Origin of the sequence: Azospirillum sp. OGB3 (assembly GCF_014192915.1) — a bacterium.
Taxonomy (GTDB): domain Bacteria; phylum Pseudomonadota; class Alphaproteobacteria; order Azospirillales; family Azospirillaceae; genus Azospirillum.
The window spans coordinates 99,337-113,625 of record NZ_JACHYN010000004.1 but is presented as its reverse complement, the minus strand read 5'-3'; the positions used below and the strand labels follow the sequence as shown (position 1 = coordinate 113,625).

The window sequence follows — 14,289 nt, the reverse complement described above, 5'->3', positions numbered from 1 at the left end:
GCTTCTGGGATTGCCGTCGCGTGGGCGCCGTCGTCGGCGCTTCAATGCCGCGCGGGCGCGTGCAGGGCGTAGTAGTAGGCGTCGTCCTTGTGGCCGTACTTGACGTGCTTGGACGCGACGACCCGCGACAGCACGACGCCGCCGACCGCGCTGTCCACCGACTTCAGCTTGTTGAAGCCGGCCGTCACGGTGTCGAGCGGGGTGTGCTGCCAGCGGACGACGTAGATCACGCTGTCGGCCAGGAAGGACAGGGCCAGCGCGTCGGAGAACAGCATCACCGGAGCGCTGTCGATCACCACCACGTCGTAGTTGTGGCGCGCCCATTGGATCAGGTCGCTCATGGCCTGGGAGCTGATGCGGTCGTGCGCGTCGGGGGTGCCGACGGCGTTGCCCAGGACGCCGAGGTTGGTGGTTTCCTGGTGGATCAGGTCGTCGATGCCGACGCGGCCGTCCAGCAGGTCGGCGACGCTGCCCTGCGGCTGGTAGCCCAGCAGCTTCGCGATGGAGGGGCGGCGGAAATCGGCGTCGATCAGCAGCGTGCTCAGCCCCAGCCCGGCCAGCGACCGCGCCAGATTGGCCGCCAGCACCGACTTGCCTTCCTTGGGAATGGAGGAGGTGACGAGCAGCACCTTGGGCGGCGTTCCCCGCTTGCGCGGCATGCAGGCCATGGTGCGCACCGTCTGGATCGCCTCGCGGAAAGCGCCGATCTCACGGGCGCGGCGGCTGTCGGGGTGCAGCGGCAAATTCCAGGTCGCTTCGTTGCGGGGGAGCGACGGGACCATGCCGAGGCAGGGCACGCCGGTCGCCCGCTCCACCTGGCTGGGCGTGCGCAGGCCGGAGCTGAGCCGCTCCAGCAGCAGCACCAGGGCCACCGCCAGCGCCGTGGACCCGACCAATCCGACGCCCAGAGACATGCGCAGCTGCGGGAAGGCCGGGCGGATCGGCGGCAGGGCCGGGGCGCTGAGATGCGCGTCGAGAGCACCCGTGTTCTTCAGCGCCATCGTCTGCTCGTAGCGTTCGGCGAGGCTGCGGTAGAGCGTGCGGTGCGCGTCGGCGGCGCGCTCCAGGTCGCGGAGCTGGATGCCGGTCGCCTCGATGCCCTTCTGCTGCTCCTGCAGGTCGGCGATGCCCTTCAGCAGGGTGGCCTCGCGGATGCGCGCGACCTCCAGGTCGGCATCCAGCCCCTTCTGGATCTTGCCGACCTCGTCGCGGATGCGGGCCTTCAGCTCGCCGATGCCGCGGCGGAGGTTGACGATGTCCTGGTGCTTGTCGCCGTAGACCTGCTGAAGCTCGGCCAGCCGGCGCTCCAGCATCGCTTCCGCCTCGCGCAGCTTTTGGATCAGCGGGGAGGCCAGCACCTCCGGGATCGCCGCGGCGTTGTTGGCGGCGGTCTGGTCGCGGGCTTGGCGCACGCGCGCCTCCGCCGCCGCCTTCTGCGCCTGCGCGGCGGTCAGCTGGGTGGCGATTTCGTTCATCTGCTGCTGGACCATGTTGCGCCCGTCCGGCGGCAACTCCAGCAGGCTGTTCTCCTTGCGGAAACCGCGGATGGCCTCCTCGGCGCCGCGCACCGCCTCGCGCGCCTCGACGAGCCGTCCGCCGAGCCACTGGTTGACCCGCTCGGTCAAGCTGCGGTTCATTTCCGTCCGGTAGTCCAGATAGGCTTGGCCGAAGGCGTTGGCGATGGCCGCGGCCTTGGCCGGATCGACCGACGATGCCTCGATGATGATGGTGAAGGAGCGGTCGTCGTTGCGCGCCTCGATCCGGCGCAGCAGCGTGTCGATGGTCAGCAGGCGTGCCTGGTTGGGGTCGCGGGCGGCCGGCCCGTCGTCGGCGCGGAACAGCGCGGTCGCCTCTTGCACGATCCGGCGCAGCACGTCGTTGCCCTCCGGCGGCAGCGCGCCGACGCCGGCCTTGGTGACGCGCTTCAGCCAGTGATCGTCCGCACCGTCCGGCGCCTTGAGCGTCGGGTTGAATTCGGGGTCGTTGAGCAGGCCGAGCTTCTCGACCACCCGCTCCGCCAGCGCGCGGGAGCCGACGATGGACACCTCGCTGCGCACCGCCGGCGCCTCGGGCGTCAGGTTGGACACCACCGACTTGAACTCCGCCAGCTCGACACGACGGGAATCGAGCTGCACCATCGCGGTGGCCCGGTACATCGGCTTCAGCGACTGCATGACGTAGGTGATGGTCGCCGTCCCCAGCAGGATGATGGTGAGCAGCAGCAGCTTGCGCCGCCACAGCACGGCCAGCATGGCGAAGACGGTCGCCTCCTGGCGGCCGCGGACGTCGGTGGAGTCCGCAGCGCCGGACTGCAGAAGACTGTCCGGAAGGACGCTGGCGTGCGCTTCGTGGCCTGGAAGCGTTCCGCCTTTGCCGATCGAAGATGTCACGTCGTCGTCCCTTTCGTCTTGCTGGCTGGCGGTCCGGTGCAGGATGGCGTGGCGGATGCGTGAAAAGGACGCGTTGCGCCCTTTTTGTTTTCTTTGGAGATAACCGAGAATCCGGCCTTCTTCTAAAGACCGGAGCCGAATGGACAGTGATGTTCCGCTGCTGCAACCGTTGCCGGACAGACTTCGAGTACCGTGAATAACGCTGCGCAACAATTGAAAAAAAGAAGGCCCATCCGTCGCTGTGCTTACGACGGCGACCCTCATAAATAATCATAGCCGATACCCCGTCCGCGTGTTTGACGGTCAACGCCTCGCCGGTCACAGTCTGCCGGGTGCAGCGGAGCCGGTTCAGGCTTCAAAACACCGCACAATTCCAGACATGGCCGTGCATTCCCGCGTAATGGGCCAAGTGACGGTCCGTATCGTCTGGCTGAACGCTGCGCCTCAACGCTGGATTTTAAAATAATCGCGGAAGCGGTTTGGCGTGACATCCCCGCAAGCCGCCGCTGTCCGGGCGAATTCCCCTGGTCAACTCCATGGAGAGGCTCGATGACGTCCACGACTGAGCGCGTTCTTGTGACAGGCGGCGCCGGGTTTATCGGATCGCACCTGTGCGAGCGTCTTCTGGCCGCCGGGAAAGAGGTCCTGTGCGTCGATAACTATTTCACAGGGGCGCGTTCGAATATTGCGCATCTTCTCGATAACCCGAAGTTCGAGGCGGTACGCCACGACATCACCTTCCCCCTCTATGTCGAGGTGGACGAGATCTACAACCTCGCCTGCCCGGCCTCGCCGGTGCACTACCAGTTCGACCCGGTGCAGACGACCAAGACGTCGGTGCACGGCGCCATCAACATGCTGGGGCTGGCCAAGCGGGTGAAGGCGACGATCCTTCAGGCTTCGACCAGCGAGGTCTACGGCGATCCCTTCGTCCACCCGCAGCGCGAGGATTACTGGGGCAACGTGAATCCCATCGGCCCGCGCGCCTGCTACGACGAGGGCAAGCGCTGCGCCGAGACGCTGTTCTTCGACTACAACCGGCAGCACAAGGTTCCGATCAAGGTCGCGCGCATCTTCAACACCTACGGCCCGCGCATGAATCCGAACGACGGGCGCGTGGTGTCGAACTTCATCGTCCAGGCGCTGAAGGGCGATCCGATCACCATCTACGGCGACGGGTCGCAGACGCGGTCCTTCTGCTACGTCGACGATCTGGTCGAGGGGCTGCACCGCCTGATGGAGACGGACGGGACGGTGACCGGCCCGATCAACCTCGGCAACCCCGGCGAGTTCACCATCCTGGAACTGGCCGAGACCGTCATCCGGATGACCAGCTCGCGCTCCCGGATCGAGCGGCACCCCCTGCCCCAGGACGACCCGCGGCAGCGCAAGCCGGACATCACCAAGGCCCACGCCTACCTGAAATGGATGCCGCACGTGCCGCTCGAAGAGGGGCTGGAGCGCACCATCGCCTATTTCGCCAAGACCTATTTCTGAGCGCGGCGACGCAGCCGGCAGCGCCGCCGCATCGCTGGGGTGCGGCGGCAGGGAATGGGCCAACAGGGAACGGCGGATGTTCGAACTCCCTTCACGAGACAGCTCGGCGAAGCCGGACTACGGCGCGCGCGTGGAGATGGCCTTCCAAGGCCCGCGCCCCGAATCCGCGTCGCCGGTCGCCGCGGCGGCCTCCGCCCCCGCCCTGCTGTGCGGGCTGGTCGTCGCGGACGCGCTGATGGTCGTCGGGACCGGGCTGGCGGCGGAGGGCGTCGCCGCCCGCCTGCTGCGGGCCGCCCCGGCCGATCCGGCCCAGTTTACAGGCGCCGTAAACTCCTTCGCCGGCGTCTTCAACGCCGCGGTTGGTCCTTTGGCTGTGCTGTCGCTAATGTGCTTCTACAGCGCGGGCTGCTACCGCAACCTGCGTCCCAAGGCGATGCGGCGGACCATCGGGCCGCTGTTCGGAGCCTGGACGGCGGCTTTTCTGGTGTTGGTCCTCATGCTTGGCGTGATGGGGGACCTGCGGCGGCTGGACACGGCGGCGGCGGGGACGCTGTGGCTGTGGTATGGGCTCGGCCTTTTCGGGCTGACCGCGCTGCGCAGTCTGTTCCTCCGGCTGGCGCGCGACTGGAATCTGGCCGGTGGCCTGCGGCAGCGGACCCTGCTGGTCGGCACCAACGATCTGGCTCTCGAATGGCTGGACCGGCTCCAGCGCACGGAGGGGGCGGGTTACCAAGTGGTCGGCGCGGTGTCCACCGCGGCGGACCGGCCGTCATCCGTGAACGCTCCGCCCCTGGCCACCGCCCGGCTGGCCGGGGTGCCGGTGCTGGGAGGCGTGACCGGGCTGGTCGAACAGGTGCGCAAGAACCGCATCGACCTCGTGGTGGTGGCCCTGCCCTGGAGCGCCGAGGCCGAGATCACCGACATCCTGGAACGGCTGCGCGTCCTCGCGGTGGACGTCCGCCTGCTGCCGCATCGGCTGATCGCCCGCACCGCGGGCCTGTCGGTCGATGCGACGGCGGGCGTTCCGCTTCTGGGCGTCATCCATCACCCGCTGGCCGGTTGGCGCGGCGTGCTGAAGCGGTCGGAGGACCTGCTGATCGGCGGCGCGGCGCTGGCCGCGCTGGCGCCGGTCCTTCTGCTCGCCGCGGCGGCCATCAAACTGGAAAGCCCCGGCCCGGTGCTGTTCCGTCAGAAGCGCTTCGGCTTCAACAACGAGGAATTCGAGATCTGGAAGTTCCGCACGATGCACACCGACCGCGGCGACCAGTCGGGCGCACAGCGGACCGTGCGCAACGATCCGCGGGTGACCCGCGTCGGGCGCTTCCTGCGCCGCACCAGCATCGACGAGCTGCCGCAGCTCTTCAACGTGCTGCGCGGCGACATGTCTATCGTCGGGCCGCGGCCCCATCCCGTCGCCATGAAGGCCGGGGACGTGCTGTATCACGAGGCGGTGGAGAACTACGCCTGCCGCCACCGTGTCCGCCCCGGAATCACCGGCTGGGCGCAGGTCAACGGGCTGCGCGGCGAGATCGACAACCTCCACACCGCCGCCCGCCGCGTCGAGCACGACCTCTACTACGTCGACAACTGGTCCCTGGGGCTGGACGCCGAGATCATGGTGCGCACCGCCCTCCTCCTTTTCTGGGACCGCAACGCCTATTGACCGGCGAAGACCCTGAAAGAGCAACGAACAACAGTGAAGGAGTTAGACGTCATGTCCGTCGCCCTTGTCACCGGTTCCTGCGGATTGATCGGGTCGGAGAGTTGCCTGCATTTCGGTGCGCTGGGAATGGACGTCGTCGGCATCGACAACGACATGCGGCGCACCTTCTTCGGCGACGAGGCCTCGACCGCGTGGCAGCGCCAGACCCTGGAGCAGACGCTGCGCCAGCGCTACCGCCACCACGCCATCGACATCCGCGACGCCGCGGCCATCGACGCGCTGTTCGAGCGGCACGGATCGGCCATCTCCCTGATCATCCACACGGCGGCCCAGCCGTCGCACGACTGGGCGGCGCGCGATCCGCAGATGGATTTCTCGGTGAACGCCAACGGCACGCTGAACCTGCTGGAGGCGGCGCGGCGCCATTGCCCGGACGCGGTGTTCATCTTCACCTCGACCAACAAGGTCTACGGCGACACGCCGAACCGCCTGCCGCTGATCGAGACGGAGACGCGCTACGAGATCGACCCGGCGCACCGCTACGCCGGAGGCATCGCCGAGGACATGTCGATCGACGCCACCCTGCACAGCCTGTTCGGCGCCTCCAAGGTGGCCGCCGACGTGCTGGTCCAGGAGTATGGCCGCTACTTCGGCATGAAGACGGTGTGCTTCCGCGGCGGCTGCCTGACCGGGCCGAACCATTCGCCGACGCAGCTTCACGGCTTCCTGGCCTATCTGATGCGCTGCGCCGTCACCGGCACCCGCTACGATGTGATCGGCTACAAGGGCAAGCAGGTCCGCGACAACATCCACAGCAACGACCTGATCGCCGCCTTCCATGCCGTCTACGACGCGCCGCGCAGCGCCGAGGTCTACAACATCGGCGGCGGGCGGGCGAGCAACTGCTCCATCCTGGAGGCGGTGGCGCTGTGCGAGGAGATCACCGGGCGCCCGATGGACCTCGCCTTCAAGGAGGCCAACCGCATCGGCGACCACATCTGGTGGGTCAGCTCGCTCGACCGGTTCCGCTCCCACTACCCGTCCTGGGACATCCGGCACGACGTGCGCAACATCCTCACCGACATTCACGACAGCAATCGGCGCCGCTGGCGCGTGGAGGCCGTGGCATGATCGACCATGGGAAAAAGGAAGTGCTCGGCGTCTACGTCAACGCCGTGGATTACGAGGCCGGCGTGCGCGCCATCATCGACGCGGCGGAGCAGCAGAAGCCCTTCGCGGTCAGCGCGCTCGCCGTTCACGGGGTGATGACCGGGGCGCTCGACCCCGAGCACCGCTACCGCCTGAACGCCATCGACCTCGTGACGCCGGACGGCCAGCCGGTGCGCTGGGCGCTGAACCGGCTGCACGGCGCCGCCCTGCCGGACCGTGTCTACGGTCCGAACCTGATGCTGCGCACCTGCGCGGCGGCGGCGGCGAAGGGGTTGCCCATCTACCTCTACGGCGCCACGGCGGGGCTGCTCGCCACGCTGGTCACGGCGCTGACGGAGCGCTTTCCCGGCCTGATCATCGCGGGCGCCCGCCCGTCCGCCTTCCGCACCCTGAGCGCCGAGGAGCGCGCGGCGGTGGACCGTGAGATCATCGAGTCCGGTGCGCGGATCGTCTTCGTCGGGCTGGGCTGCCCGCGCCAGGAAACCTGGGTCTACGAGCACAAGGCGGCGCTGTCGATGCCGCTGATCGCGGTCGGGGCCGCTTTCGACTTCATCGGCGGGAAACAGCCGCAGGCGCCGATGTGGATGCAGAATTCCGGCCTGGAATGGCTGTTCCGGCTGTCCACCGAACCGCGGCGGCTGTGGCGGCGCTACGTCATGCTGAATCCGGCTTTCCTGTTCCTGCTGGCTTGCCAGGCGGTGCAGATGCCGCTGGTCCGCAGCGGCCAGGCGCGGCGTCCGAAAGGAGAGCTTCGATTTGGCTAGGCGGTGACTGTTGTTTGGTGATTGTCAAAAGAAAGTACCGTTATTAAAAATGAAAATCCTTCCGATGCTGCGGTTATGGTTGCCGTTTTCAAAATGAAACGGTGCGGCTTCAGTGGATTTTCTTGAACGACCTCGGAACAGCGCCTTGAACCGCGACCGATGCGGCCCGCGCTTCCATGACAGTCGAGGATTCCTGCGATGAGCCTGAAGATCCTGTCGGCGATCGTCGTGCCGCCCCATCTGGCGGTCAGCGGCGCCAGCAAGGCGGCGGAGAAGCTGAGCGTCGCGCTGCAGGCGCACGACCGCATCGACATCGCGAACATGGGCATGGCGAGCCGGGTGCCGATGGACCCGGGCAAGCCGGGCGAACGGATCGACGTCCGCACCTCCAGCCCCTTCGCCGGGCTGGATTCCATGCTGCCCAACCGCGCGAAGACCCTGTTCTACCAGTCGAGCATCCCGGCACTGATCCGCCACGGCTCCTACGATCTGGTGCACATCCACAACCCGATCCCGGCGCTGGAGATGATGCGGGTGGCCCGCGCCTGCGTGGCGAAGGGCGTGCCCTATGTGGTGTCCACCCACGGCTTCGTGGAGATCGGCAACCCGGCGGCCTTCCGGCGCATGGACGCGGCGCGGCGGCTGGCCTGGGACCTGCTGATCGACCGCCCGGTCCGTTATGTCGTCCGCAACGCCGCGGCGATCTGCGCGATCTCGCCCGTCGATCTGCCCATCGTCCGCGGCTTCGGCTTCACCGGGGACGACATCGCCGTCATCCCCTACGGCGTGGACCGCCCGAACGACTGGGGCGCACCCACCCCGGCGGACCAGGACATTCACCGCAAATTCGGCATCCCGGAGCGGGAGGAGAACGGCGGTCCGGTCACCGCCTTCTTCCTGGCCAACCACACGGCCAACAAGGGGCTGGGCGTGCTGCTCGACGCCTTCGTGGGACTGTCGATGCCGTTCCGGCTGATCGTCGGCGGCGAGAAGCGCGACTTTGTCGATTACGAGGCCTACCAGCGCCGTTGCGGGCCGGAGCAGACCATCCACCTCACCGGCAATCTGGCCGAGGCGGAGGTCGCCGCCATGTTCCGCCGCTCCGACCTGTTCGTCTTCCCGACCCTGGCCGACACCTTCCCCAACGTGATCCTGGAGGCGATGGCCTTCGGCGTCCCGGTGGTGACGACCCGGGTCGGCGGCATCCCGCATCAAGTCGACGACGGCTGCGCGGTGATCGTGGAGCCGGGCGACCCGCTGGCCCTGCGCGCCGCCGTCGAGCAGCTCGCCACCGACCCCGAGCGGCGGGCGCGGATGGGCCGCCACGGCCGCCTGCGTGCCGCCCAGCGCTTCGACTGGGCCGCCGCTGCCGCCGAGACCCACCGGCTCTACGACGCGGTGATCCGCCGCCCGGCGGGCGCCGCCGTCCTCAACGCCGCCTGAACCCAGCCTGACACCCTCTGCCCAACCGGTAAAAGCCGCAGCAATGGAGAAGAATCCTATGGAAGGCAAAACGCTCGTGACCGGCGGGGCCGGCTTCGTCGGCTGCAATCTGGTCAAGAACCTGCTGGAGGACGGGCGCGACGTCGTCGTCCTGGACGCCCTGCTGCGGCCGGGCAGCGAGCGGAACGCGGCGTGGCTGCAAACCCTCAATGCCGGCTCCCGCCTGACCTTCATGAAAGCCGACGTGCGGGACTTCACCGCCGTCAAATCCTGCATGGCCGGGGCGGAGGAGGTCTACCATCTCGCCGGTCAGGTGGCGGTGACCTCGTCGCTGGACGATCCGCGCACCGACTTCGACATCAACGCGCTCGGCACCTTCAACGTGCTGGAGGCGGCCCGCCGCATGAAGAACCCGCCGAAGGTGGTCTTCACCTCGACCAACAAGGTCTATGGCGGGCTGGAGCATGTGGCGGTGGAGCAGACCGGCAGCCGCTACCGCTTCGTCGACCGTCCGCTCGGCGTCTCGGAGGCGGAACCGCTGGACTTCCATTCGCCCTACGGCTGCTCCAAGGGGGCGGCGGACCAGTATGTGCGCGACTACGCCCGCATCTACGACCTGCCGACCGTCGTCTTCCGGATGAGCTGCATCTACGGCCCGCGCCAGTTCGGCAACGAGGATCAGGGCTGGGTCGCGCATTTCATCATCTCGGCGCTGAGCGGGCGGCCCATCCACATCTACGGCGACGGCATGCAGGTGCGCGACGTGCTGTTCGTCGAGGATCTCGTGCGCGCCTTCCGCCTCGCCACCGAGAAGATCGAGGTCAGCCGCGGGCAGGTCTTCAACATCGGCGGCGGGCCGGAGAACACCATCTCGGTTTGGCGCGAGTTCGGGGAGATGTTGTCCACCCTGCGCGGCAAGCCGGTGGAGGCCGACTTCTCCGACTGGCGGCCCGGCGACCAGCCCTGCTACGTCAGCGACATCCGCAAGGCGGAGCAGGTTCTCGGCTGGCGCCCGCAGGTCGACCGCGACACCGGCATCCGCCGCCTGTGGGACTGGGCGGACAGCTATCTCGCGCAGAACGGCCTGCCCACGGACCAAGCCCAGTTCGAACCGGGCCGCATCGCCCTCAGCGCGTAACCCGACCCCTGTGCGGTGGAGGAACCTATGGACGTGCTTGTAACGGGCGGGGCCGGCTTCATCGGCTCCCACATCACGCACCGCCTCGTGTCGCTCGGCCACCGGGTGACGGTGATCGACAACGAGTCCACCGGGCTGCGCGCCAACGTGCCGGCGGAGGTGCGCTACATCCTGGGCGACGTCACCAACCCGGCCGACCTCGACCGGGCGTTCGAGGAGGTGCCCGACGCGGTGATCCATATCGCCGGGCAGGTGTCGATCATCCGCGCCTTCAGCAACCCGGTCGGCGACCTGCGCACCAACGTGGAGGGGACGGTGAACGTCCTCCAGCAGTGCGTGGAGCGCGGGGTGAAGCGCCTTCTCTACGCCAGCTCGATGAGCGCCTACGGCAACGCCGAGGTGGTGCCGACGCCGGAGGAAACGCCCTGCTCCCCGGTGTCGTACTATGGGGTGACGAAATACGCGGGCGAGCGCTACGTCCATCTGACCGCGGCGCGGCCCGACCTGCCGGGCGGTCTGGCCGTCACCTCCTTCCGCATGTACAACGTCTACGGACCGCGGCAGGCGGTGGACAACCCCTACCAGGGGGTGCTGGGCATCTTCCTGGGCAACATCATCCGCGGCGAGCCGATCCGCATCTACGGCGACGGCAAGCAGACCCGCGACTTCGTCTTCATCGACGACGTGGTGGACGCCTGGGTCGGCGCGCTCGACAACCCGGCCAGCCACGGGAAGATCTTCAACCTCGGCAGCGGGCGGCAGACCAGCATCAGCGAACTGGCCGACCTCGCGCTGGGGGCGCTCGGCCGGACGCGGGCGGACCATCCCGTGCTCTACCACCCCGAACGTCCGGGCGAGCAGCGCAGCGTGCAGGCGGACGTGGCCTACGCCGGGGCGGTGCTCGGCTGGACGCCGCGCACCCGGCTGGAGCAGGGGCTGGCGGAAACCGTGCGCTGGGCGCTCCGCGAGAACGGCCATGAGAACGGGCTGGAAAGCGGTCCGGGAAACGGCGTGGCGGAGCGCGCCGTGGCCTGATGGCCAATTTTCAAGCCGGCCAACCTTCGAGCCGGCCAGGGATGGCTTCGGCAACGCCATCAAGCAACAGGAGTGGAATGATGCGGATCGCTGTTGTGGGGACCGGCTATGTCGGCCTCGTGTCCGGCGCCTGCTTTGCCGAATTCGGCATCGACGTGTGCTGTGTGGACAAGGACGAAACGAAAATCCGGCGCCTGAGGGGCGGAGAGATCCCCATCTACGAACCGGGCCTCGACGCCCTCGTGGCGCGCAACATGGCGGCGGATCGTCTGTCCTTCACGTCCGACCTCGCGGTCGCCATGGAGGGGGCCGACGTGGTGCTGATCGCGGTCGGCACGCCCTCCCGCCCCGGCGACGGCGGGGCCGATCTGACCTACGTCCACGCGGCGGCGGCGGAGATCGCGCGGACCATGTCCCGCTACACCGTCATCGTGACCAAATCGACCGTGCCGGTCGGCACCGGGCGGCAGGTCGCCGCCATCGTGCGGGACATCAACCCGCGCGCCGAGTTCGACGTGGTGTCCAACCCGGAATTCCTGCGCGAAGGCTCGGCCATCGGCGACTTCATGCAGCCCGACCGCGTGGTGATCGGCGCCGACTCCGACCGGGCGCGGGCGGTGATGGACGCCCTCTACCAGCCGCTGATCCGCGCCGGGACGCCCTTCGTGCGCACCGGCATCGAGACGGCGGAGCTGACCAAATACTCGGCCAACGCCTTCCTGGCCTTCAAGATCACCTTCATCAACGAGGTGGCCGACCTGTGCGAGCGGGTGGGGGCCGACGTTCAGGACGTGGCGGCGGGCATGGGGATGGACGCGCGGATCGGGCGTTCCTTCCTGAACGCCGGGCCGGGCTTCGGCGGCTCCTGCTTCCCCAAGGACACCGAGGCGCTGGTGCGCACCGGGCGGCAGCACGGCGCGCCGGTCCGGCTGATCGAAACGGTGGTGAACGTGAACCGGGCGCGCAAGCGGCTGATGGCCGGGCGGATACTCCAGGCCTGCGGACCGGACGCGGAGGGCAAGCGCATCGCCGTGCTGGGCATCACCTTCAAGCCCGACACCAACGACATGCGCGAGGCGGCGAGCCTGGAGATCATCCCGCTGCTTCAGGAGGCCGGCGCCACGGTTCACGTCTACGACCCCGCCGGCATGGAGGAGGGGCGCCACCTGCTGCCCGGCGTGGTCTGGCACGACGACGCCTACGCTCCGCTCGCCGAGGCCGACTGCGTCGCCATCCTGACGGAATGGAACGAGTTCCGGGCGCTGGATCTGGGCCGCGTCCGCAGCCTGATGCGCCGCCCGGTGATGGTCGATCTGCGCAACGTCTACACGCCGGCGGCCATGGCGGCGGCGGGATTCCACTATTGCTCCGTCGGACGGCGGGACGCGCGGCCGGACGCGGCGAAACGGCGCAAGGCGGCGGAGGCCATGTTGCTCAGCAACGGCTTCGCGGCGGACTCCTGTGTCCTGCCCTTCTCCGGACAGCTTGCGGCCGCCGCCTCCGACCTGGCGGATTGACGCGGGCGCGACGCCGGCCGATTCCGGCCACGCACCGGCGCCCTGAACGGGCCGTCCCCGCCCCGGCGGCGGCGGCCCGGCACGGGGTGCCGGCTGGGATCTCCCGATTCCGAAAGACGCAGCCATGATTGGCTTGGACGCGCTGGCCGGCATCCGTCGAGAGTTCATGCCCCGTGCGCCGTCCGGTGCGCGGGGCGGCGCCCGTTCTCCGCACCCGGACGGGCGGACCGGTGGGCGGGCGCCGATCGCCGTGCTGCTGATCGACGACCGCGCGCTGTTCGGCGAAAGCCTCGCCGCCGCCATCAATGCTTTCGCACCGGACGTGGCGGTCAGCCACCGGCGCAGCGCCGCGGCGCTGGCCGACCTTCCAGCCGCCCTGCGGGGCACCGACGTGGTTCTGGTGAGCATCGGGCGCGCCGACCCGGCCAAGGGCGGCGTCGGCCAGCTTCTGGACGCGCTTGCGGTCGGCGGCTCCCATCCCCCCGTCGCCATTCTGGCCGACCGCCCCGGCGCGGCCGTGGACGCCGCCGCGGCGCGCCTCGGGCTGCGCGGGGTGTTGAGCGGGCGCATGCCGCTGGCCGAGGTGATCGCCGCCCTGCGACTGATCCACGGTGGCGGTACCGTCAGCCCCGATCCTGGCTGAACGGCTCCCGAGCGGCCGGCTCGGCGGACTGCCACGCCTTGCGCACGGCCTCGACGCGGTTGGCGGCGCCCAGCGCCCGCAGGATGCCGCGGACATGGACCTTCGCCGTGTTCTCGCTGATTCCCAGCTCCTGCGCGATGACCCGGTTCGATTTCCCTTCGCGCAGCCGTTGCAGCACGCCGCGCTGGCGCGCGGTCAGCGCCGCTCCCCCGGGCGGCGCGGGCGGGTCCTCTGCCGCGGCCTCGCAACGTTGCATCAGGCGGTGGAGGAAGGGGGAGGGGAAGAAGGTGCCGCCGCCCGCCACGAGACGGAGCGCCTCCTGGGCGACGGCGAGGCCGACGCTGGTCGGCAGACATCCCCGAACGCCCAGCCGGCTGGCTTCCAACGGCAAATCCACCTCTTCGCCGTCGGACAGGACGACCAACGGCGTGCCGCCGAAGGCACCAGCAACGTCGCGCAACGTCGCCAGGACACTGCCGTTCGGCGGGGTCAGGCTGAGGATGTTGCACAGCACGACGGCGGGTGGCGTTCCAGAGGCGAGCATCGCCTTTGCCTCGCCCAGCGACGCCGCGGTCCGCATTTGCAGGGTCGGGTCGCGCAGGCGGAGGCCGGCGGACAGGCTTTCACGGGTCAGCGGCGTTTCATCCAGGAGGAGGGCCGCGATGCCCCGGCGCCCGTTCACCGCCGGGCCGCCGCGCGCGGCGGCGCAGGGCGATGGAGCCGCCTTCCCGCTCGATGCCATGAGGCCTGTCTCCCGACCCGTTTCCCTGGTCTGATGCTGCGCTGCACCCAAGCGCTCGTCAACGTCAATCCCGCGCAGAAGTAACTATGTCGGACTTCGTCTTTACCTCCTATTTGAAGTGTTTCCGTTTGAATCCCGTGTTTTCCGGAGAGGTTTCGATGGTCGCCGTCCGGAAGCGCACGATCTTGTCCCTGTGGCCTTTCCATTGGTCAGAGCAGGCTGTTTTCTGACTTGTGCCGTTCGGGCCTGTTCTTTCGGTGGCGGAGCAGACGCGGGCGGATGACAGC

At 68.7% G+C, this 14,289-nt stretch carries 11 protein-coding genes; 9 read left to right on the top strand and 2 right to left on the bottom strand.

Going from position 1 to position 14,289, the window contains the following annotated elements; genetic code table 11:
• Positions 1-41 precede the first annotated feature (41 nt).
• Positions 42-2,390, bottom strand: a complete 2,349-nt coding sequence (locus tag FHW79_RS10810) for a Wzz/FepE/Etk N-terminal domain-containing protein (protein ID WP_183178926.1) — start codon at positions 2,388-2,390, stop codon at positions 42-44.
• Between the two features lie 549 nt (positions 2,391-2,939).
• Here FHW79_RS10810 and FHW79_RS10805 point away from each other — a divergent pair.
• The 9 genes from FHW79_RS10805 to FHW79_RS10765 all read left to right on the top strand — a co-directional run bounded on the left by FHW79_RS10805 (position 2,940) and on the right by FHW79_RS10765 (position 13,260).
• Positions 2,940-3,887 (top strand): UDP-glucuronic acid decarboxylase family protein, encoded by a 948-nt coding sequence (locus FHW79_RS10805; protein ID WP_183178925.1) that lies wholly within the window; start codon positions 2,940-2,942, stop codon positions 3,885-3,887.
• A gap of 76 nt (positions 3,888-3,963) precedes the next feature.
• Complete coding sequence (locus tag FHW79_RS10800) at positions 3,964-5,550, top strand: undecaprenyl-phosphate glucose phosphotransferase (RefSeq protein WP_183178924.1); 1,587 nt, start codon at positions 3,964-3,966, stop codon at positions 5,548-5,550.
• Between the two features lie 51 nt (positions 5,551-5,601).
• Positions 5,602-6,681 carry an NAD-dependent epimerase/dehydratase family protein gene (locus FHW79_RS10795; protein ID WP_183178923.1) on the top strand — a complete coding sequence of 360 codons (1,080 nt, stop codon included), beginning with the start codon at positions 5,602-5,604 and terminating at the stop codon, positions 6,679-6,681.
• Entirely contained in the window at positions 6,678-7,484 is an 807-nt protein-coding gene (locus tag FHW79_RS10790; protein WP_183178922.1) for a WecB/TagA/CpsF family glycosyltransferase, read from the top strand. The genes FHW79_RS10795 and FHW79_RS10790 overlap by 4 nt, the downstream gene beginning before the upstream one ends.
• Before the next feature lie 198 nt (positions 7,485-7,682).
• Positions 7,683-8,927, top strand: coding sequence for a glycosyltransferase family 4 protein (locus tag FHW79_RS10785; RefSeq protein ID WP_183178921.1), 1,245 nt, complete (start codon positions 7,683-7,685; stop codon positions 8,925-8,927).
• Positions 8,928-8,985: 58 nt separating this feature from the next.
• Entirely contained in the window at positions 8,986-10,065 is a 1,080-nt protein-coding gene (locus FHW79_RS10780; protein WP_183178920.1) for a GDP-mannose 4,6-dehydratase, read from the top strand.
• 27 nt (positions 10,066-10,092) lie between these two features.
• A complete protein-coding gene (locus FHW79_RS10775) occupies positions 10,093-11,100 on the top strand; it encodes an NAD-dependent epimerase/dehydratase family protein (protein WP_183178919.1) in 1,008 nt (335 codons plus the stop codon).
• An 80-nt stretch (positions 11,101-11,180) separates the two neighbouring features.
• Positions 11,181-12,617, top strand: coding sequence for a UDP-glucose/GDP-mannose dehydrogenase family protein (locus FHW79_RS10770; RefSeq protein WP_183178918.1), 1,437 nt, complete (start codon positions 11,181-11,183; stop codon positions 12,615-12,617).
• A 124-nt stretch (positions 12,618-12,741) separates the two neighbouring features.
• Positions 12,742-13,260 carry a response regulator transcription factor gene (locus FHW79_RS10765; RefSeq protein ID WP_183178917.1) on the top strand — a complete coding sequence of 173 codons (519 nt, stop codon included), beginning with the start codon at positions 12,742-12,744 and terminating at the stop codon, positions 13,258-13,260.
• Here the strand turns inward: FHW79_RS10765 and FHW79_RS10760 are convergent.
• Positions 13,241-14,002: a response regulator transcription factor gene (locus FHW79_RS10760; protein WP_183178916.1), complete on the bottom strand. Its 762-nt coding sequence runs from the start codon at positions 14,000-14,002 to the stop codon at positions 13,241-13,243. The two genes, FHW79_RS10765 and FHW79_RS10760, sit on opposite strands and share 20 nt — an antisense overlap.
• Positions 14,003-14,289 lie beyond the last annotated feature (287 nt).

What these genes read in the sequence shown, in the direction of transcription:
- FHW79_RS10805 (WP_183178925.1), top strand. Translation starts at nt 2,940, where the DNA reads ATGACGTCCACGACTGAGCGCGTTCTTGTGACAGGCGGCGCCGGGTTT.
- FHW79_RS10800 (WP_183178924.1), top strand. Translation starts at nt 3,964, where the DNA reads ATGTTCGAACTCCCTTCACGAGACAGCTCGGCGAAGCCGGACTACGGC.
- FHW79_RS10795 (WP_183178923.1), top strand. Translation starts at nt 5,602, where the DNA reads ATGTCCGTCGCCCTTGTCACCGGTTCCTGCGGATTGATCGGGTCGGAG.
- FHW79_RS10790 (WP_183178922.1), top strand. Translation starts at nt 6,678, where the DNA reads ATGATCGACCATGGGAAAAAGGAAGTGCTCGGCGTCTACGTCAACGCC.
- FHW79_RS10785 (WP_183178921.1), top strand. Translation starts at nt 7,683, where the DNA reads ATGAGCCTGAAGATCCTGTCGGCGATCGTCGTGCCGCCCCATCTGGCG.
- FHW79_RS10780 (WP_183178920.1), top strand. Translation starts at nt 8,986, where the DNA reads ATGGAAGGCAAAACGCTCGTGACCGGCGGGGCCGGCTTCGTCGGCTGC.
- FHW79_RS10775 (WP_183178919.1), top strand. Translation starts at nt 10,093, where the DNA reads ATGGACGTGCTTGTAACGGGCGGGGCCGGCTTCATCGGCTCCCACATC.
- FHW79_RS10770 (WP_183178918.1), top strand. Translation starts at nt 11,181, where the DNA reads ATGCGGATCGCTGTTGTGGGGACCGGCTATGTCGGCCTCGTGTCCGGC.
- FHW79_RS10765 (WP_183178917.1), top strand. Translation starts at nt 12,742, where the DNA reads ATGATTGGCTTGGACGCGCTGGCCGGCATCCGTCGAGAGTTCATGCCC.
- FHW79_RS10760 (WP_183178916.1), bottom strand. Translation starts at nt 14,002, where the DNA reads ATGGCATCGAGCGGGAAGGCGGCTCCATCGCCCTGCGCCGCCGCGCGC.